Below are 19824 nucleotides of genomic sequence, written 5' to 3' on the forward strand. Positions count from 1 at the left end.
ACACTGTTCCCCGATTGATTCGCGGATGCAGGCGGGGGATGGCGTGGAAAGACTGGCGAGCTGGGTGATGCTTCAATGGGGCTGGAAGCGTGCGCTGATCGGCCTTCTCGCCGGTGCCGCCGGAAATCTGGCAATGGCGCCGGTCAGTGTTCCCCTTGCCCTCTTCTTCTCCTTCACGCTGCTGGTCTGGCTGATGGATGGGCTGGCAGGCGCGCCCGGAACGGGTATCTTCGCAAAGCTTCGGGCCGCCTTCTTCCTCGGCTGGCTGTTCGGGCTCGGCTATTTCGTCGGCGGGCTCTGGTGGATCGGCAATGCGCTGATGGTGGAGGCCGACGAATTTGCCTGGGCGCTGCCTTTCGCCATCCTCGGACTGCCGGCCTTCCTTGCCCTTTACTATGGGCTTGCCGCTGCACTTGCGCGGCTCTTCTGGTCCGACGGCGCGGGGCGGATCGCCTCCCTTGCCGCCTCCTTTGCCTTTGCGGAGTGGCTGAGGGGCTGGCTGGCAACCGGCTTTCCCTGGAATGCGATCGGCTATGGCGCCATGCCGATGCCGCTTCTCATGCAGTCGGCCCATTTTGCCGGCATCTTCGGCGTCACCGCCGCTGCCGTCTTCGTCTTCGCGGCGCCGTCCCTGTTCGGAACCCGCAAGGGTGCGGTTCCCGGCGTCGGGCTTGCACTGCTTCTGATTGCGGCGCATGCCGGCTATGGACTGTACCGGATGAACCTGCCCCCGGATCCGCAGGCCTCCTCCTCGCCGGTGATCCGCCTCGTTCAGCCCGTGATCGACCAGGCCAAGAAGATGGACGACCGGGAGAAGTCGGCCGTCTTCGAGGAGCACCTGAAGCTCACCGCCGAACCGGTCAGGGGTAACGAGGCGAAGCCGGACATCGTCGTTTGGCCCGAGACCTCGATTCCCTTCATCCTGACCGACAACAGGGATGCCCTGACGCGGATCGCCGATGTGCTGGATGACGACCAGATCCTCATCGCGGGTGCCGTTCGGGAGGAGGAAGGCGCGGCAGGCTCGGTGCCGCGCTATTACAACTCGATGCTCGTCATAGACGGGCGCGGCAACATCATCGGCGCCGCCGACAAGGTGCATCTGGTGCCATTCGGCGAATACGTGCCCTTCGAGGAGTTCCTGCTCGGAATGGGTGTAAAGGCGGTTGCGGAAATGCCCGGCGGCTTTTCGGCGGCGCCGGCGCCGCAGCTTCTGGCGTTGCCGGGCGGCCTGAAGCTCTATCCGCTCATCTGCTATGAGGCCATCTTCCCCGACGAGATCGGCGCATCGGTCGATGGCGCTACAGCGCTGATCAACCTCACGAATGATGGATGGTTCGGCAATTCGCCGGGCCCCTATCAGCACTTCCACCAGGCCCGGATTCGCGCCGTGGAAACCGGCCTGCCCATGATTCGAGATGCGAATAACGGTATATCCGCACTTATTAACAATCGCGGAGAAATTATTTCTGGACTTGCTTTGAATGCCAAGGGGGTCATTCAGGCGACCTTGGGTAGTTCGGTTCAAAAAAACTGGTCCCATGAAGACAGAAATCTTCACTTCTGGTTGATTGAACTTTCTCTGACATTATGGGCAGCTTTCTCACGCGCTGGTTTTAAAAGCAGAACGAATTGACCGAAAACCCCCAAAATTGCATAGTGTCGCGCTTGGGGGCAATGGCCATCAGCTGCGGCTGAAGGCGCTGTGTTGAGTGAACTCGGCGTGAGGGTCGTTGGCGGTACCCGCAGGGGACTTTTCGAACCGATAATTAGGACCGCGAAATGATTGAGAACAAGAAGAAACCGAATCCGATCGACATTCATGTCGGCAGCCGGATCCGGTTGCGCCGGACGATGCTGGGAATGAGTCAGGAAAAGCTGGGCGAAAGTCTTGGCATTACCTTCCAGCAGATCCAGAAATACGAGAAGGGCACCAATCGGGTCGGTGCCAGCCGTCTGCAGAATATTTCGAACATACTGAACGTGCCGGTGTCGTTCTTCTTCGAAGATGCGCCGGGTGAGGCCCATTCCGCCGCCGGCGGCATGAGTGAATCCTCCAGTTCGAACTATGTCGTCGACTTCCTTTCCTCTTCCGAGGGGCTGCAACTCAACCGCGCATTCGTGAAAATCACGGATCCGAAGGTTCGCCGCCGTCTCGTCGATCTCGTCAAGGCGCTGGCCGCCGAAGCGGACATGGAGTGAAACCTCTGGCAGGTGAATGAGAGAGGCGGCCTCCGGGCCGCTTTTTTTATGCCGCAAGGGCGGCGCAAGTGCGCTGTGATAACGGGCACATAAAGATATATGTATATCCTTCTGTGCTTGTCATTTCGGCCCGATCTGACTAACACAGTCATCGTCTTTTTCTTTGAGGGGAATCCCGCATGCGCAGCAACTACCTCTTCACCAGCGAATCCGTCGCCGAAGGCCATCCGGACAAGGTCTGCGACCGCATCTCTGACGAAATCGTCGATCTCGTCTATCGCGAAGCAGCCAAGACCGGTGTCGATCCCTGGAGCGTCCGCATCGCATGTGAAACCCTGGCGACGACGAACCGTGTGGTGATCGCGGGCGAGGTACGCCTGCCGCCGAGCCTGCTCAAGAAGGACAAGAACGGTCACGACGTGATCAACCCGTCGAAGTTCAAGGCCGCCGCCCGGCGCGCGATCCGCGACATCGGCTACGAGCAGGACGGTTTCCACTGGAAGACGGCGAAGATCGACGTGCTCCTGCACTCCCAGTCGGCGGACATCGCCCAGGGCGTGGACAATGCAGCCGACCGCCAGGGCGACGAGGGTGCCGGCGACCAGGGCATCATGTTCGGCTATGCCTGCCGCGAGACGCCCGACCTGATGCCGGCCCCGCTCTATTATTCCCACCGGATCCTGCAGCTGCTGGCTGCGGCCCGGAAGAAGGGCGAAGGCGATGCCGGCAAGCTCGGCCCCGATGCCAAGAGCCAGGTGACCGTGCGCTACGTCGATGGAAAGCCCTCCGATGTGGTTTCGATCGTGCTCTCCACCCAGCATCTCGACGAAAGCTGGGATTCCGCCAAGGTTCGTTCCGTGGTCGAGCCCTATATCCGCGAAGCCCTTGGCGACCTGAAGATTGCCGACGACTGCAAGTGGTACATCAACCCCACGGGCAAGTTCGTGATCGGCGGACCGGATGGCGACGCGGGCCTGACCGGCCGGAAGATCATCGTCGATACCTATGGCGGTGCCGCGCCCCATGGTGGCGGCGCCTTCTCCGGCAAGGACACCACCAAGGTGGATCGCTCCGCAGCCTATGCCGCGCGCTATCTCGCGAAGAACGTGGTTGCCGCCGGTCTCGCCGACCGCTGCACCATCCAGCTTTCCTATGCCATCGGCGTCGCCCAGCCGCTGTCGGTCTATGTCGATCTGCATGGCACCGGCAAAGTATCCGACGAGCAGGTGGAACACGCGATCCGCAAGGTCATGGATCTCTCGCCGTCGGGTATCCGCCGGCATCTCGACCTCAACCGCCCCATCTATGCCAAGACGGCGGCCTATGGCCATTTCGGACGCAAGGCGGGCCGTGACGGATCCTTCTCCTGGGAGAAGCTGGATCTGGTCAAGGCCCTCAAGGATGCCGTCAAGGCTGCGGCATAAGGGCCGGTCTGATGAGTGAGAGCGAACGCCGCCAGCGCGCCACGGAAGCCTTCTTCGGCCGGCGCAAGGGAAAGCCCTTGCGCGAGGCGCAGGCGGAAGCCATGGCAACGGCCCTGCCGGAGCTGAAGATCCATCTGAAGGCGGCTGCGCCCGCCGATCTGGCAACGCTCTTTCCGGTGCCGGTAACCCGTATCCGCCTGGAAATCGGCTTCGGTGGGGGAGAACATCTCGCCCACCGCGCCGGAGAACAGCCGGAAACCGGCTTCATCGGCGTCGAGCCTTTCGTCAATTCCATGGCGAAGATGCTGGCCAAGGTAGAGGAGCGGGGGCTGAAGAACCTCCGTCTTTACGACGATGACGCCACGCAGCTCCTCGACTGGCTGCCCGAGGCGAGCATCGACCAGATCGATCTGCTCTATCCCGACCCGTGGCCGAAGAAGAAGCACTGGAAGCGGCGTTTCGTCTCGCAGGTCAACCTGTCACGCTTTCACCGCGTGCTGAAGCCGGGCGGGCATTTCTGCTTTGCCTCGGACATCGATACCTATGTGAACTGGACGCTGATCCATTGCCGGGATCATGGCGGCTTTGCCTGGACGGCGCGCAATGCCAGCGACTGGCTGCAGCCTTTCCCCACCTGGCCGGGTACGCGATACGAGGCCAAGGCGCGGCGCGAGGGGCGTTCTTCCGCCTATCTCACATTCCGGCGCGTCTGAACGCGCCGGCCTTTCGTCAGTGCAGGCTGACCGTCTTCAGGTCATCCTCGGCAGCCTTGAAAAAGGTGCTCGAGCGATTGTCCGTGAGCAGGATGGGCGTGCCATCCGCACCGAACAGGGCCCACAGATCGAGCGACGGATCGATCTCCGGTGCTTCCGGGAAGCAACGGGAAACCTCTTCCGAGCGCATCTTCCTGATATAGCCGACTTCACCCGCCCCGAGATGGGCGAGCTCGGACTGAGTCAGGCGTGCGTGGACATCTTTCAACATTCCGGTCCCTCCTGAATAAGGGTTTCGGCAATTCTCGCCGTTGGTTCAGTTTGAAACCGAAATGTTAATTTTCCTCACCATGCGCTCGGGTTCCGGGCGAATGAGATCGACCGAAAGCAGGCCGTTGCGAAGGCTTGCGCCCAGCACCTGCATGCCGTCCGCCAGCACGAACATCCGCTGGAACTGCCGGGCGGCGATCCCGCGGTAGAGATAGTCCCGCTCCGCCTGTTCCTGCTGCCGTCCGCGGATGACCAGCTGGTTCTCTTCCGTCGTCACCTCGAGCTCGTCTTCGGAAAAGCCGGCCACCGCCAGCGTGATCCTCAGCCGCTCGGGAATGTTGCGGTCGCGGTCGCCGCAGAGGCGTTCGATATTGTAGGGGGGATAGCCATCGCTCGCCTTGGCAATGCGTTCGAGCGTTTTTTCCATGGCATCGAAGCCCAGCAGCAGCGGGCTGGCAAAGGGGGGCATGCGGCTCATCGTCTTCAAGTCCTTGCGTTCAAGCGACCCATCCGGACCCCTCTGCGCGGGCATCCGGCCGAACTCAATATGGGGAGAGCCGCGGATGCTTGCAAGCCGCTTCCCGGCCAGCGCAGCGCACAGCTGCCGGGGCCGGTTCCGGAAATTTTACTGATTGGTAAATGGTGCTTCTTGACAACGCCACCGGCCCGGCGTCAGGTGCTGGCCCGACCAGCAAAGACCGCTTGAGAAAACGAGTGTGAGAGCATGACCGAGAAACGAAAGATCATCATCGATACCGATCCTGGCCAGGACGATGCGGCCGCCATTTTCCTCGCCTTCGGCAGTCCTGATGAACTGGAACTTCTCGGCATCACCACCGTCGCCGGCAATGTTCCGCTCAGCTACACCGCGCGCAACGCGCTCATCCTGTGCGAGCTGTGCAATCGCCGTGACGTGAAGGTCTTCGCCGGCGCCGACCGCCCGCTGAAGCGCCCGCTGGTGACGGCCGAACATGTCCATGGCAAGACCGGCCTCGATGGTCCGGAGCTTTCGGAGCCGACGCTCGCGCTGCAGCCGCAGCATGCGGTGGATTTCATCATCGAGACACTGCGCAACGAGCCGTCCTGCACCGTGACGCTCTGCACGCTCGGTCCGCTCACCAACATTGCAACCGCCCTGACCCGCGCGCCCGATATCGCTCCGAAGATCCGGGAACTGGTGATGATGGGTGGCGGCTTCTCGGAAGGCGGCAACATCACGCCTGCCGCCGAGTTCAACATCTATGTGGATCCGGAAGCGGCAAAGATCGTCTTCGAGGCCGGAATTCCGATGGTGATGATGCCGCTGGATGTCACCCATCAGCTTCTCACCCGCAAGGACCGCGTCAACAGGATGCGGGCCATCGGCACCCCGCCGGCGATCGCCATGGTGGAGATGCTGGAGTTCTTCGAGCGGTTCGACGTGGAGAAATACGGTTCGGACGGCGGGCCGCTGCATGATCCGACCGTTGTGGCTTACCTTCTCAAGCCCGAGCTCTTCAATGGACGGCTTTGCAATGTCGAGATCGAGACGGAGTCTGAACTGACGGCAGGCATGACGGTGGTCGACTGGTGGCACGTGACGGACCGGAAGCGTAACGTGAAGGTGATGCGTTCGGTGGATGCCGATGGCTTCTTCGACCTGCTGATCGAGCGCTTCGCCCGCATCTGAACGGGCCCTGTCCCGGGAAAACGAAAGCCCCGCAACGCGGTTGCGGGGCTTTTGTCGTGTGAGGGGCTGGCGATCAGAACTCTTCCCAGTCGGCCGCAGGCGCGAGCGCATTGGCGCCACCCGTGCGGGGCAGGGAGGGTGCGGCACGGCGCGGCGGCGGCGCGGCCGGTGCGGAGGCCTGCGGCTGGCGCGGCGCAGGGGCCGGGCGCTGGGCCGCAACCGGCTGGGCGTTCGGCACGGGCGCGGCCTGACGCGGTGCCCCTGAGACGGTGAAACGGCTCACCACCTGTTTCAGCGTGTTGGCCTCGTCGTTCAGGACCAGGCTCGCCGCCGTGGTTTCCTCGACCATGGCCGCATTCTGCTGGGTGACCTGATCCATCTGGTTCACGGCCGCGTTGATCTCCTTCAGGCCGACGGCCTGCTCGCTTGCGGAGGAGGAGATCTGGCGGATGAGGCTGTTGATCTGCATCACCTGATCCGAAATCCGGCCGAGCGCCGTCCCCGCCTGGGCTACCAGATCGACGCCCTCCTTCACCTGCTCGCCGGAAGCATTGATGAGGCCCTTGATCTCCTTCGCGGCACTGGCGGAGCGCTGGGCAAGCTCGCGCACTTCCTGCGCCACGACCGCAAAGCCCTTGCCGGCTTCGCCTGCACGCGCTGCTTCGACCCCGGCATTGAGTGCCAGAAGGTTGGTCTGGAAGGCGATCTCGTCGATGACGCCGATGATGCGCGATACCTGAAGGGAGGACTCTTCGATGCCGCGCATCGAGTCGATCGCCTTCTGGACGATTTCACCGGAACGCTCCGCATCGGAGCAGGCAGTGTTGACGGTGGTTGCAGCCACGCGGGCGTTGTCGGCGCTCGAATTCACCTGCTCGGTGATTTCGTTGAGGGCCGCCGCGGTTTCTTCCAGGCTTGCCGCCTGCTGCTCCGTGCGGTGCGAGAGATCGTTGGTGCTGCGGCTGATCTCGTTCGTTCCGCTGTTGATGTTGTGAACGGTGCCGTGCAGCGTCAGGATGGTTTCCTCGAGGCTGACCAGCGCGCTGTTGAAGTCCTGCTTCAGGGCCGCATAGTTGCCCGGGAAGTTGTCTTCGATGCGATAGGCGAGATTGCCGCGGGAAAGTTCCGCGAGCGCCCTGCCGAGCGACTGCACCACATGACGCTGCAGGTTGGCCGATTCCGTGCGTTCGCTGTCATTGCGCGAGCGCTCTTCCTCGGCGGCGGCGCGCTGGGTCGCGCTGTCCAGCTCCAGCTGCCTTGCGTCGGCAAGGGCGTGGCGGAAGCTTTCGAGCGCTGTCGCGACCGATCCGATCTCGTCGGTGCGGTCCTGGCCGGAGACCGGGCGGTCGTAATGGCCCGCAGACAGGGTGCCGACATCGGCCACGAGCGCGTCGAGCGGCTTCTTCACGAAGGCCCGCACCGCAAAATAGAGGGCAGCCATCACCGCAAGCAGCATGATCAGGCCGCCGGCCGCCATCAGCCAGGTCTGGGAATCGACGGCGGCGGAAATTGCGCTGACGGGCACATCGACGATCACCACCCAGCGGGCGTTCAGATCGGGCAGGTCGAAGGGATAGAGAACGCGATAGATGCTGCGGCCTTCGTTATCGGTCAGGTCGCTCAGGACCGACGGCGTGCCCGTTTTCAGGGCTGCATCCACGGATGCCTTGCCTTCACCCTCGAACGGCTTCACCAGCTGCTTTTCGGTCGGGGGGACGATCCACTTGCTGCTCTGGGACAGCAGAAGGACGCGGCCGGTTTCCAGGGGGCGCAGCGCCTGCAGGCGCTTGGCAATCGAGGAAAGCGAGATGTCGATCCCGGAAACGCCGATGAGCTTTCCGTTGGACTGCACCGGATAGGCGATGGAGGTGATGACCTCCTTCACCTCCTGCGTGGTGTAGGGATCCGTCATGGCGCCCTTGAGCGATTTCGCCGCAAGTGCATGCCAGGCGTCGTTATAGGCTTCCTCGAAGGTGGAGAGCTTGATGCTGCCGTCCCTGGATTTGGTCCAGTAGGGCGTGAAGACGCCATTCTTGTTGCCGCCGAGCGCGAGCTGGCCCTTTGCCGCCTCCTGCTGCCCGTCGAGCGCATTCGGCTCTTCCTGCATCCAGCTGCCGAAAGCGAAGTCGTATTCCTCGACATTGGCCTTCAGGATGTCGATCAGCCCCTTGCGGTCGATCAGCTTTCCCTGATGCGAACGGCCGATGACGCCGGACATCGAATGCGCCGCCCCGGCAAGCTGCGAGACATCGGCCGCGATGCCGTTGGCAATGGCCTTGGCCTCGGCCTGCGCCTGGTCCAGCGTCATGGTTTCCACCCGGGAGCGGGTTTCGGCGATCATCACGGCATTTGTCGTCAGAAGAACCGCGGCAATGGCCACGCCGCTGACGGCAATGAGTTTGATCGCAATGGTCTTGAAACGGGATTTGAGCATGGTGCCTCTGCTGTTTCGCAGTTCGTCCTCCACAAACTGCAAAGCGGGGTCCGCTCTTTCATGGAGCTTTCGAACGCTGGCGGCCAGAACCGCACCCATCGCGCCATCCGTCCCCTGAGGTAACATGATCGTTATTAATCAACCATAAATGTTACAAATGAACACAAGCCACACGCGGGCCGGCTCCTCCCGAAAAATCGGGAGGGTTCGAGAGGCCGATAAAGGCGTGCAATGGCGACCCCGGGGCGAGTGAAAAGCGGCCCGGCGTGAACGCCGGCAGGCGGGCCTCAGACGGCCCTGTCGACGTCTTCTGCCATGGGGATGGATGGCTGTGCGCCATGCTTCAGGCAGGCGAGGGAACCCGCGACGGCTGCGCGCCGCAGTGCCTTCTCGAAAGGCATGCCGCTTTCGAGGGAGGCGGCAAAGTAGCCGCAGAAGGTGTCTCCGGCCCCGACGGTGTCGACGGGTTCGATCTTCAGGCCGTTCGCCTTGTGGAGCTTCCCGTCGCGGATGGCGATCACGCCTTCGGCGCCGAGCGTGACGATGATGGTCTGCCCGTTTTCCGCATGAAGACGCTTCAGGGCGGCAATCCGGTCATCGGGCGACAGCCTGTCCTGCCCTGCCAGGCGTTCGAACTCGGTCTCGTTGGCAATCACGATATGCGCCTTGCGGCCGAGCTCTGCCGCCCGGTCCGTCAGCGGCGCGATGTTGATCACCGTGACCACGCCCTTGGCATGGGCTGCGTCGAGCGCAGCGTCCACCGCTTCCGGGGGAACTTCCAGCTGGACGAGCAGGTAATCGCCGCGCTTCATGGAGGACACCGCCGCCCGCGCGTCCTCGGCAGAGACGGTGCCATTGGCACCGGGAACGACCGCGATCATGTTCTCGCCGTCGCCCCCGACGAGAATGACCGCCGTGCCGGTGGGATGCGGGGAGGTCTTGACACCCTGCATGTCCACGGCAGCCACGTGCATCATGGCCGTTGCCTGCGCCGCGAAGGGATCATCGCCGACGGCCCCCACCATCCGCACCTTGGCCCCGGCACGCTGGGCGGCCAGCGCCTGGTTCGCGCCCTTGCCGCCCGCGGCGGTGGAAAAGCTGTTGCCGGATACGGTTTCGCCGGGCTTCGGCAGCCGGGCGGTGGTGGCGACGAGGTCCATGTTGATGGAGCCGAGGACTGTGATCATCGTATCATTCCGGAATGGTTGTTCGGCCTGACACTGCCCGACCGTTTCACTCCTCGTCAACCACTCTGAGCCGCAATTTGCCCGTCACGCTTTCCGCAAAGCGCTGGCCCGCGCGGTTATCCCCGTCATTCGCCGCCTCCCCACCCGGTGCGGAGAGTTCGAGCCCCGCGATGCGCTCGCCTCTCCGGCTGATCTTCGAGGTGGAGGTGAGGATGGCCTCCACATCCTTCTGGCTCTGGGCAAAGTGGCTCTGGAGCTTGAGCACGCGGTCATCGAGCCGGCCGAGATCCTGCATGAGGGCCGCGACCTCCGCCTGGATCAGATGGGCCTGCTCGCGCATGCGCTGATCCTTCAGAAGCGCCTGCATGAGCTGCACCGACAGCATCAGCAGGGAGGGAGAAACGATCATGATGCGCAGTTTCTGCGCGCGCTGGATCACCGCCTCGAAACTCTCGTGAAGATCGGCGAAGATCGATTCCGACGGCACGAAGAGAAAGGCCGTTTCCTGCGTTTCGCCGGGGATCAGGTATTTCTCCGCAATGGCCCGGATATGCACGTCCATGTCCCGGCGGAAAGCCTGTGCGGCCGCATGCCGGCGCTCCGCATCGGGTGCCTGCCGATAGGCGTTCCAGCCCTCCAGCGGAAATTTTGCATCGACGACCAGGCCGGGCGCGCCATTCGGCATGGCAATCAGGCAATCGGGCCGGTTGCCGTTGGACAGCGTCGCCTGGAAGGAATAGGCCCCAATCGGCATTCCGTCGGCGATGATCGCCTCCATGCGCCCCTGGCCGAAGGCACCGCGCGTCTGCTTGTTGGAGAGGATGGCCTGCAGCCCGGCCATGTCCCGAGCCAGGGTCTGGATATTGGCCTGCGCCGCGTCGATGACCGCAAGCCGCTCCTGCAGGTGCTTGAGGTTGACATGCGTCGCCTCGGCCTGGGCCTGCAGGGTGGAACCGATCCGGCCCGTCATGCCGTCGATTCGCTCGCCGACGATGCGGTTGAGCTCCGACTGCCGATGGCCAAGGATTTCAGCCATAGACTGTACTCTTCCTTGAAGTTCCGCCTGCGCGCGAAGAATCGCAGCCATGGCCTGCTCCTGTTCCGCGGGCTGTCGAGGGCGGCGAAAGATGATCGCGAGAAGGAGGATCAACAGGGCAAGTAACAAAACGGCCCCGAGCAGAAGTGCTGGGTTGGTACCGGTCAGGCCGGTCTGAGAAAAAAATTCGCGCATCGTGCGATGTCCGCCCTGCCATTCTGCCGGATGCGGATCAAACCATGAACAAGCCTTGAATTGCAAGCCCTTCAAGGCACGTTTTTGCGCCGTCGGTGCGGCCCGTTCGGACCCTAACGGGTCAACTATCAAACCTTTGCTGAAAAGTTGCAGTATGAACTTAAATCAATTTTTACCAGAAGGTTTTGATAATTATATGCAAATACTTTCATGTTGCGAGACTATCCCGCAATGCAGCAGGAGATGACCATGAGCGAAACTGATGCGCGGCGCGATCTCGAAACCCGTCTCGGATTCATAGGCCTCGATGACAATGCCCGCGGAATCCTCCGGGAGCTGAGCCCCGTGATCCGCGAGGCCATGGATGCCGGCCTGGACGCCTTCTATGCCAAGGTCGCCTCGGTCCCGGAGACCGCTGCCTTCTTCCGCAATGATGCCCACATGAAGAGCGCCAAGTCGCGCCAGATGGAGCATTGGGGCGTGGTTTCCAGTGGCGAGTACAACACCCGTTATGTGCAGGGCGTTCAGAAGATCGGCGCGACCCATGCGCGCATCGGTCTCGAGCCCCGCTGGTATATCGGCGGCTACGGCCTGCTGCTGGAGCAGATGATCCACGCCGTCGTTGCCAAGCGCTGGCCCTCCCGCTTCGGCCGCGGAAAATCCGGCCGGCTTGCCACGGAAATCTCGGCGATCGTCAAGGCCGCCATCCTGGACATGGACTATTCGATCTCGGTCTATCTCGAGATCCTCGAGGCGCAGCGCAAGGAGGCCGAACACGCCCGCAAGACCGTCGAGGACCAGCAGAACGAGGCGCTTGCCGCTCTGACATCGGTTCTGGAGGCCCTCTCCAAGGGCGATCTGGAGCGCCGCATGCCCGACGACCTGCCGGAGAGCTTCCAGAGCATGGTTCACGATTACAACGGTGCTGCGGAAAACCTGCGCGAGGCCCTGTCGACCGTCCGTCACGCGGCGGAGAAGATCCTCGGCAGCACCTCCTCGATCGCGGAGGCAACCGACGATCTCGCCCGCCGGACCGAACAGCAGGCGGCAGGTCTGGAGGAAAGCACGGCGGCGTTGCAGGAACTGACGAACAACGTGACTGCCACGGCGAGCGGTGCGAAGAAGGCCTCCGATGTCGTCGGGCAGGCACTCTCGGAAGCACAGGTATCCGGTGCCGTGGTGACCAAGGCGGTCGGCGCCATGGGCGCGATCGAGAAATCCTCGGACGAAATTTCCAAGATCATCGGCGTCATCGATGAAATCGCCTTCCAGACCAACCTTCTCGCGCTGAACGCGGGTGTCGAGGCCGCCCGCGCCGGCGAGGCCGGGCGCGGTTTCGCGGTGGTGGCCCAGGAGGTGCGGGAACTGGCGCAGCGCTGCGCGAGTGCCGCACGGGAAATCAAGTCGCTCATCTCGCAGAGTTCGGATCAGGTGCAGACCGGTGTCAGCCTGGTCAATGAGGCGGGCGGTGCACTGGACAAGATCATCCAGCGCATCGTGGAGATCAACAGCATCGTTTCGGGCATCGCATCGGCGGCGGAGAGCCAGTCCGGCGGACTGCGCGAAGTCAGCGCCGCGATCATCAACATGGACCAGATCACCCAGCAGAATGCCGGGATGGTGGAGCACAGCTCGCACCAGACGACGACGCTGCGCCAGGAAGTCGAGCGGCTGGTATCCGCCCTGCGCGGGTTCCGCACCCGCAGCGAGAACCGCCTCAAGGGCGGTGCCTTCAGCGGCGCTGCCGCCGAGGAGCTGCGCCGCTCCGCCTGAGCGCCATCCGGAAGCACCGCAGGCGAAGAAAAAACCGCCTGCGGCATCCCGCGATAATTCCCTCCGGCGGAAAGATCGGTTATGGGAGTGCCATGACGATCAAGCCCCTTATCATCCTTCCCGATCCCCTCCTGCGCCAGGTGTCCGCTCCGGTCGAGCGCATCGATGCCGAAAGCCTGCGCCTTGCCGACGACATGCTGGAAACCATGTATGACGCTCCAGGCATCGGCCTTGCCGCGATCCAGATCGGCGTTCCGCGCCGGCTTGTGGTCATCGATGTGTCGAAGGACGGCGAGGAGAAGAAGCCGCTGGTCTTCTTCAATCCGGAGATCGTCGCCTCTGCCGAGGAGCGCAGCGCCTACGAGGAGGGCTGCCTGTCCATTCCCGACTACTATGCCGAAGTCGAACGGCCGGCGGCCGTCACGGTGAAGTTCGTCGACCGCGATGGCAAGCAGCAGGAAATGCAGGCAGACGGACTGCTCGCCACCTGCCTCCAGCACGAGATCGATCACCTCAACGGCACGCTGTTCATCGATCATATCTCGCGCCTGAAGCGGGACATGGTCATTCGCAGGTTCACCAAGGCCGCCAAGGGCCGCATCTGAGCGCCCTGGAAAGCCTCCGCAAGGGGAAGAGCCTTTCATGGCATTGCGCATCGTCTTCATGGGAACGCCCGATTTCGCCGTCGCGACGCTGAAGGCGCTGCACGCTGCCGGCCACGAGATCGTTGCCGTCTATTCCCAGCCGCCCCGGCCGGCGGGCCGGCGCGGTCTGGAGCTGGTGAAGTCGCCGGTGCATCAGGCCGCCGAGGCGCTTTCCCTGCCGGTCTTCACGCCGCTGAATTTCAGGAACGAGGAGGACCGCGCCCGCTTCGCCAGCCATGAAGCCGACGTGGCTGTGGTGGTCGCCTACGGGCTGCTCCTGCCGCAGGCCATTCTCGATGCACCGAAGTTCGGGTGCTACAACGGCCATGCCTCGCTTCTGCCGCGCTGGCGCGGTGCCGCACCCATCCAGCGGGCGATCATGGCCGGAGACACCGAGACCGGGGTCATGGTCATGAAGATGGACAAGGGGCTGGACACCGGGCCCGTTGCCCTGACGGTCCGGGTGCCAATCGGTGCCGACATGACCGCCGGCGAACTGCACGATGCGCTGATGCAGGCGGGCGCCGCGCTGATGGCGGACGCCATGGACCGCCTCGAAGCCGGCGACCTCCCTCTCGTGCCGCAGCCCGAAGACGGCGTGCTCTATGCCGCCAAGATCGACAAGGCCGAAGCCCGCATCGACTTTGCCCAGCCGGCAAGGGACGTGCACAATCGCATTCGCGGCCTTTCCCCGTTCCCCGGTGCATGGTTCGAGCTTCCGGCAGTAGACCGGGCCGAGCGCGTGAAGGTGCTGAAGTCCGAGCTGCGGGAAACGGGTGCCGGTGCGCCCGGAACCCTGCTCGACGACGAGGGCACCATTGCCTGCGGCACCGGGGCCATCCGCCTGAAGCGCCTTCAGAAGGCAGGCGGCAAGCCGCTCGACATCGCGGAATTCCTGCGCGGCACACCACTTCCCAAGGGCACGAGGCTTTTCTGATGCCCCGCTACCGCCTCCTCGTGGAATATGACGGGACGCCCTATGTCGGCTGGCAGCGACAGGAGAACGGCCAGTCCGTCCAGGGCGCACTCGAACAGGCGGTTCTGTCGCTGACGGGGGAGACGGTCTCGATCCGCGGCGCCGGACGCACGGATTCCGGCGTGCATGCGATGGGACAGGTCGCCCATGTCGATCTCGGCCGGGACTGGCCGGATCACAAGCTGCGCAATGCACTCAATGCGCATCTCACCATGGCCGGCGAGCGGGTTGCGGTCCTCGATGCACGCCAGGTGCCCGACAGTTTCGACGCCCGCTTTTCCGCCATCCGCCGCCACTATCTCTATCGCATCATCTCGCGTCCCGCGCCGCTCGCCATAGAGGCGGGGCGGGCGTGGTGGGTGCCGAAGGCGCTCGACGCTGAGGCCATGCATGCGGCCGCGCAACGGCTTGTCGGTCACCACGATTTCACGAGCTTCCGGTCCGCCCACTGCCAAGCCACGAGCCCCGTGCGCACGCTCGACCGGCTGGATGTGAGCCGCGCGGGCGATCTCATCGAGATCCGCGCCACCGCGCAGAGCTTCCTGCACAACCAGATCCGCTCCTTTGCCGGAACCCTCAAGCTTGCCGGCGAGGGAAAATGGACGCCCGACGACGTGCAGGCCGTCCTGGAAGCGCGCGATCGCAAGGCCTGCGGTCCGGTTGCGCCGCCGGAAGGGCTCTATTTCCTGCAGGTCGATTACAGGGATGCCGAGGCCGCCGGCTAAGGCACGGCGACGCCAAGGAAGCCGTTGATCCAGTCCGAGAGAAACAGCACCGGCACGATCTGCATCAGCACCAGCGCCACGATGAGGGGCGTGTTGCCGCCGCACAGCATGCGGTAGATGCGCTCCAGCGATATCAGGAACATCGAGACCAGGATCAGCCAGAGAAAGGCGATCAGTCCGGGAAGGCCCGGAACGAGAAGGATCAGCAGGATCAGGAAGCCGTTGGCATAGGCAAAGGGGATCGACAGCCAGTTGGTGGCAGCCACCACACCGTTGAACCGGTCACCGAAGCCGGCAATGGCGAGCAGCACCCCGGCCAGCAGCACCGGGACGATCCAGCCGAAGAACTCGGAGAGCGCCAGCCGGAAGAAGAACAGGCCGCCCGCTTCCGTTCCCGGCGGCATGGCGGCGATGAAGGCCATGCGCGTGGATATCCAGGACAGCAGGATCGGGGGCAGGCACCACAGGATGGCCCAGAAGGAACGCAGGCTTCCGCGCGGGCTGGTATCCAGCCGCGTCACCCCGGCCGGATTGCCCAGGATCATCAGCCAGAGGCCTTGAAGATAGAACTTGACCTCCTCAAACCCCGGCATTGCCGAACCACTGCTCCAGGAAGGTGAAATAGATGCGGGTCAGTTCCTCCAGCTCCTGCACCGGAACACGCTCGTCGACCATGTGCATGGTCTGCCCGACAAGGCCGAATTCGACGACCGGGCAATAATCCTTGATGAAGCGCGCGTCGGAGGTGCCGCCTGTCGTCGACAGCTTGGGCTCCCGGCCCGTTACCGTCTGGATGGCTCCCGACAGCGCGGCGATGAGGCCGTTGTTGCGGGTGAGGAAAACGTGGCTTGGCCGTTCCGACCAGGCGATGTCGTAGCGCACCGGATTGCGGCCCGGACGGAGAGAGCCCTCGGCGGCGGCCGCATCCAGCCGGCGGATGATCTCCGCCTGCAACGTCTCGGCGCTCCAGGTGTCGTTGAAGCGGATGTTGAAGCTGGCGGTCGCCCTGGCCGGAATGACATTGGTGGCCGCGTTGCCGACGTCGATGGTCGTGACCTCGAGGTTCGAAGGCTGGAACTCGTCCGTGCCGTGGTCGAAGGGCGGGTCCATGAGCGCGGCTGTGAGCTGCAGGATGCCCCGGACCGGATTGTCGGCCAGGTGCGGATAGGCCGCATGTCCCTGCACGCCATGCACGGTGATCCTGCCGGACAGCGAGCCGCGCCGGCCGATCTTGATCATGTCGCCCAGCCGTTCCGGATTGGTGGGTTCTCCGACGAGGCATGCATCCCAGCGCTCGCCCCGCGCTGCAGCCCATTCGAGCAGCTTGATGGTGCCGTTTACCGCCGGCCCCTCCTCGTCACCGGTGATGAGGTAGGAAACCGAGCCGGGGAATTCGCCGTGCTTTTCGATGTAGCGGGCTGTGGCCGCCACGAAACAGGCAATGCCGCCCTTCATGTCCACTGCGCCGCGACCGTAGAGAATGCCGTCCGCGATCTCCCCGGAGAAGGGCGGATGCGTCCAGGCCTTCTCGTCCCCAACAGGCACGACATCCGTGTGGCCGGCAAACATCAGGTGCGGGCCGGCGGTGCCGATCCGCGCATAGAGGTTCTCGATGTCGGGGGTTCCCTCTTCCGTTGCCGTCATGCGCTCCACCTTGAAGCCCAGAGGCGCAAGCATGACGGAGAGCGCCGTCAAGGCGCCGCCTTCCGCAGGCGTCACGGAGGGGCAGCGCACGAGCGCCTGAAGGTTGGCTACGGGGTCTTTGGAAATCATGTCGGGCGCGGTCCACGGGTTCTGGCGCTCCGGCCGGAGATGCCGGGGCTTGCTCTGGAGGGGCGCTGCCCGCCTCGCATTGCGGCGAGAGCACCCAATGCCCGCGAAAATGCAACGGCGGGCGGCTTTCCACAAGCCCCCGCCGTCCACACTTCATTGAATTTCATTGATGAATCGCCGCACCCCGGAAGCCGTGCGGCGTTTCGGGCCGATCAGTCGCGCAGAAGCTCGTTGATCCCGGTCTTGGAACGGGTCTTTTCGTCCACGCGCTTGACGATCACGGCGCAGTAGAGGTTCGGCGCCGGCTGGCCGTTGGCCATGAGCGCGTTGCCCGACGGCATCGAGCCCGCAACGACGACGGAGTAGGGCGGCACTTCGCCATACATCACTTCGCCGGTGGCGCGGTCGACGATCTTGGTGGACTTGCCGATGAAGACGCCCATGCCCAGCACCGAGCCCTCGCGCACGATGCAGCCTTCGACCACCTCCGAGCGGGCGCCGATGAAGCAGTTGTCCTCGATGATGGTCGGTCCGGCCTGCATCGGCTCCAGCACGCCACCGATGCCGACGCCGCCGGACAGGTGGACGTTCTTGCCGATCTGGGCGCAGGAACCGACGGTCGCCCAGGTGTCGACCATGGTGTTTTCGCCGACATAGGCGCCGAGGTTGACGAAGGACGGCATCAGCACCGCGCCGGGGGCGATGTAGGCGGAGCGGCGCACGACGCAGTTCGGTACCGCACGGAAGCCGGCCTGCTCGAATTCGCTCGCATTCCAGCCGTCGAACTTGGACGGCACCTTGTCCCACCAGCTGGAATTGCCGGGACCGCCCTTGATGATCTCCATCGGCGTCAGGCGGAAGGACAGGAGCACCGCCTTCTTCAGCCACTGGTTGACGGTCCATGCGCCGTCAGAGCCGCGGTTCGCAACGCGAACCAGGCCGGAATCGAGGAGGTTCAACGCCGTTTCCACGGCATCTCGAACTTCGCCCTTGGTAGCGGCGTTAATGGTGTCGCGGTTCTCGAAAGCGGCGTCGATGACCTTTTCCAGGGATGCGAGATCGGGAGCGCTCATGGGAATTCCTTAAACTTCGGGCTCTATCGTGAAGGGGTTCCAGGCAAGGTCCGTCGCCGGACTTTTCGTGCAAATGCTCTAAGGTACAGGCCTGTTCGCGTCAACGCGTATCGCCGACAGGTCCGACAGGGAATCCGACATGGCAAAACTGAAATCAGGGAAGTTGCGGCGCAAGGACGGGGTGTGGGATCCGCTGAAGGACAGCTCCGCCGACAAGCGCGGCGCGGCCGGCGTGCCGCGCACGCCGCAGTCGGAATCGCCCTCCTATCGCCTGGCCTATGCGGATGAGGATTTCCTGTGCCGCGAGGAGCTGAGGCCGATCCGCCTCCAGCTCGAACTTCTCAAGCCCGAGATGATCCTGACCGAGCGCGGCGTGAAATCGACGGTCGTCATGTTCGGCGGCGCCCGCATTCCGGAGCCGGGAAAGGAGCCATGGGCTGCCCGAAACGACGTCCAGCGTGCCAACCTCACCCGTGCTGCGGTCTATTACAACGAGGCGCGGGAATTTGCGCGGCTGTGCTCCATCCACGCCGCGCGCTCCGGCTTTCAGGAATATGTTGTCGTGACCGGCGGCGGTCCCGGCGTCATGGAAGCGGGCAACCGGGGTGCGGCCGATGTCGGCGCCCCCTCGATCGGCCTCAACATCGTGCTCCCGCACGAGCAGGCGCCGAATGCCTACGTGACTCCGGAATTCAGCTTCAACTTCCACTATTTTGCGATCCGCAAGATGCATTTCATGATGCGGGCAAAGGCCGTCACGGTTTTTCCCGGCGGCTTCGGAACGATGGACGAGCTCTTCGAGACGCTGACGCTGATCCAGACCCGCCGCATGGCGCGCATTCCGCTCATCCTCTTCGGTGAGCGCTTCTGGCGCGAGATCATCGATTTCGACTCGCTCGCCGATTTCGGCACCATCGCGCCGGAGGATATCGAGCTGCTGAACTTCGTGGATACGGCGGCGGATGCCTGGCGCATCATCCAGGACTTCTACGAGATCATAGAGGAATGATGCCATCCACGGAAAAGCCCGCCTCCCTTGCGGGGGCGGGCTCTCTTCCGGGCTTCGACGGATGGGGTCCGTCGCGAAAGGGCAGGGCGGGCCTGTCCTCGGGGTGGCGGCATCAGCCCGGGAAATCGTCGATGGAGACCGAGCCGTCCTGGTTGGTGTCCATGCGCTTCACCAGATTGGCTGCGCCGGCTTCCGCCTCCGCCTTGCTGATCTGGCCGTTTTCGTCCGTATCGAGGGCGCGCATCATGCCCGGTCCCATCATGCCGTGATGGCCCTTGCCGTGGTGGCGCATGCCCTTGCCCCAGCCGTGCTTCATCGGCTGTCCGTCGGGACCGGCCATGCTGTCCGGACCGTCACCGCCATCCGGGCCGCCCATGGCATCGTCCGGCGCATCGGACCCGCCCTTCATGGCGGCCTTCATCTCCGCACGACGGGCCTCGCGCCACGCGCGAAGTTCCTTCGGCGTGACGGCGCCGTCCTTGTCGGTATCGATCTTGGCGAACAGGGTATCCGCACCCGCCTTGGCTTCGTCTGCGGTGATCGTGCCGTTCTTGTCGGCGTCGAAGTTCTTCAGCATGAAGACGAAGGCCGCCGGACGCGCCATCGGCGGCAGGGGGCGATCGGCGTTCTGGCGTGCAGCAAGGGCGGCGGTGCCGAAGGCGCCTGCCACCAGGGAGGCCGAAAGAGCAGCCAGAATGAGTTTCCGCGTCATGTTGTTTCT

19 protein-coding genes are annotated in these 19824 nt (G+C 63.8%); 10 read left to right on the top strand and 9 right to left on the bottom strand.

The genetic code is table 11. From position 1 onward, the window contains the following. Positions 1 to 43 precede the first annotated feature (43 nt). From lnt to trmB, 4 genes are all read left to right on the top strand, one after another. Positions 44 to 1636 (top strand): apolipoprotein N-acyltransferase, encoded by a 1593-nt coding sequence (lnt, locus tag GGR23_RS04985; protein WP_183365023.1) that lies wholly within the window; start codon positions 44 to 46, stop codon positions 1634 to 1636. 146 nt (positions 1637 to 1782) lie between these two features. Then, complete coding sequence (locus tag GGR23_RS04990; RefSeq protein ID WP_183365024.1) at positions 1783 to 2202, top strand: helix-turn-helix domain-containing protein; 420 nt, start codon at positions 1783 to 1785, stop codon at positions 2200 to 2202. Between the two features lie 179 nt (positions 2203 to 2381). Continuing rightward, positions 2382 to 3626: a methionine adenosyltransferase gene (gene metK / locus GGR23_RS04995; RefSeq protein WP_183365025.1), complete on the top strand. Its 1245-nt coding sequence runs from the start codon at positions 2382 to 2384 to the stop codon at positions 3624 to 3626. A gap of 11 nt (positions 3627 to 3637) precedes the next feature. Continuing rightward, the gene (gene trmB / locus GGR23_RS05000) at positions 3638 to 4339 is read left to right on the top strand and encodes a tRNA (guanosine(46)-N7)-methyltransferase TrmB (protein ID WP_183365026.1); all 702 of its coding nucleotides are present in this window, start codon (positions 3638 to 3640) and stop codon (positions 4337 to 4339) included. Between the two features lie 16 nt (positions 4340 to 4355). On the opposite strand, the gene GGR23_RS05005 is transcribed toward trmB, so the two are convergent. After that, positions 4356 to 4610 carry a BQ00720 family protein gene (locus tag GGR23_RS05005; protein ID WP_183365027.1) on the bottom strand — a complete coding sequence of 85 codons (255 nt, stop codon included), beginning with the start codon at positions 4608 to 4610 and terminating at the stop codon, positions 4356 to 4358. A gap of 45 nt (positions 4611 to 4655) precedes the next feature. After that, on the bottom strand, positions 4656 to 5087 hold the full coding sequence (locus GGR23_RS05010) for an Hsp20 family protein (RefSeq protein WP_183365028.1): 432 nt from the start codon (positions 5085 to 5087) through the stop codon (positions 4656 to 4658). A gap of 246 nt (positions 5088 to 5333) precedes the next feature. On the opposite strand from GGR23_RS05010, the gene GGR23_RS05015 reads away from it, so the two are divergent. Then, on the top strand, positions 5334 to 6278 hold the full coding sequence (locus GGR23_RS05015) for a nucleoside hydrolase (RefSeq protein WP_183365029.1): 945 nt from the start codon (positions 5334 to 5336) through the stop codon (positions 6276 to 6278). Between the two features lie 73 nt (positions 6279 to 6351). On the opposite strand, the gene GGR23_RS05020 is transcribed toward GGR23_RS05015, so the two are convergent. From GGR23_RS05020 to GGR23_RS05030, 3 genes are all read right to left on the bottom strand, one after another. Then, positions 6352 to 8712, bottom strand: coding sequence for a methyl-accepting chemotaxis protein (locus GGR23_RS05020; protein WP_183365030.1), 2361 nt, complete (start codon positions 8710 to 8712; stop codon positions 6352 to 6354). Positions 8713 to 8999: 287 nt separating this feature from the next. After that, entirely contained in the window at positions 9000 to 9899 is a 900-nt protein-coding gene (locus tag GGR23_RS05025) for a ribokinase (RefSeq protein WP_183365031.1), read from the bottom strand. Positions 9900 to 9945: 46 nt separating this feature from the next. After that, on the bottom strand, positions 9946 to 11130 hold the full coding sequence (locus GGR23_RS05030) for a DNA recombination protein RmuC (RefSeq protein ID WP_183365032.1): 1185 nt from the start codon (positions 11128 to 11130) through the stop codon (positions 9946 to 9948). Between the two features lie 243 nt (positions 11131 to 11373). Here GGR23_RS05030 and GGR23_RS05035 point away from each other — a divergent pair, with 243 nt between their 5' ends. From GGR23_RS05035 to truA, 4 genes are all read left to right on the top strand, one after another. Next, positions 11374 to 12903: a globin-coupled sensor protein gene (locus GGR23_RS05035; protein WP_183365033.1), complete on the top strand. Its 1530-nt coding sequence runs from the start codon at positions 11374 to 11376 to the stop codon at positions 12901 to 12903. A gap of 92 nt (positions 12904 to 12995) precedes the next feature. Next, positions 12996 to 13508, top strand: a complete 513-nt coding sequence (gene def / locus GGR23_RS05040) for a peptide deformylase (protein WP_183365034.1) — start codon at positions 12996 to 12998, stop codon at positions 13506 to 13508. A 37-nt stretch (positions 13509 to 13545) separates the two neighbouring features. Continuing rightward, entirely contained in the window at positions 13546 to 14484 is a 939-nt protein-coding gene (gene fmt / locus GGR23_RS05045; RefSeq protein WP_183365035.1) for a methionyl-tRNA formyltransferase, read from the top strand. Next, on the top strand, positions 14484 to 15248 hold the full coding sequence (gene truA, locus GGR23_RS05050; RefSeq protein WP_183365036.1) for a tRNA pseudouridine(38-40) synthase TruA: 765 nt from the start codon (positions 14484 to 14486) through the stop codon (positions 15246 to 15248). Before fmt ends, truA begins: the two co-directional genes overlap by 1 nt. On the opposite strand, the gene GGR23_RS05055 is transcribed toward truA, so the two are convergent. The 3 genes from GGR23_RS05055 to dapD form a co-directional block, all read right to left on the bottom strand. After that, the gene (locus tag GGR23_RS05055; protein ID WP_183365037.1) at positions 15245 to 15841 is read right to left on the bottom strand and encodes a hypothetical protein; all 597 of its coding nucleotides are present in this window, start codon (positions 15839 to 15841) and stop codon (positions 15245 to 15247) included. The two genes, truA and GGR23_RS05055, sit on opposite strands and share 4 nt — an antisense overlap. Beyond that, complete coding sequence (gene dapE / locus GGR23_RS05060; protein ID WP_183365038.1) at positions 15828 to 17021, bottom strand: succinyl-diaminopimelate desuccinylase; 1194 nt, start codon at positions 17019 to 17021, stop codon at positions 15828 to 15830. The genes GGR23_RS05055 and dapE overlap by 14 nt, the downstream gene beginning before the upstream one ends. 212 nt (positions 17022 to 17233) lie before the next feature. Continuing rightward, on the bottom strand, positions 17234 to 18094 hold the full coding sequence (gene dapD / locus GGR23_RS05065) for a 2,3,4,5-tetrahydropyridine-2,6-dicarboxylate N-succinyltransferase (RefSeq protein ID WP_183365039.1): 861 nt from the start codon (positions 18092 to 18094) through the stop codon (positions 17234 to 17236). A 139-nt stretch (positions 18095 to 18233) separates the two neighbouring features. Here dapD and GGR23_RS05070 point away from each other — a divergent pair, with 139 nt between their 5' ends. Continuing rightward, positions 18234 to 19103, top strand: coding sequence for an LOG family protein (locus GGR23_RS05070; RefSeq protein ID WP_183365040.1), 870 nt, complete (start codon positions 18234 to 18236; stop codon positions 19101 to 19103). A 112-nt stretch (positions 19104 to 19215) separates the two neighbouring features. On the opposite strand, the gene GGR23_RS05075 is transcribed toward GGR23_RS05070, so the two are convergent. After that, positions 19216 to 19815 carry an EF-hand domain-containing protein gene (locus tag GGR23_RS05075; protein ID WP_183365041.1) on the bottom strand — a complete coding sequence of 200 codons (600 nt, stop codon included), beginning with the start codon at positions 19813 to 19815 and terminating at the stop codon, positions 19216 to 19218. Positions 19816 to 19824 lie beyond the last annotated feature (9 nt).

The sequence above is a fragment of the Gellertiella hungarica genome (genome assembly GCF_014197145.1).
Lineage (GTDB): Bacteria > Pseudomonadota > Alphaproteobacteria > Rhizobiales > Rhizobiaceae > Gellertiella > Gellertiella hungarica.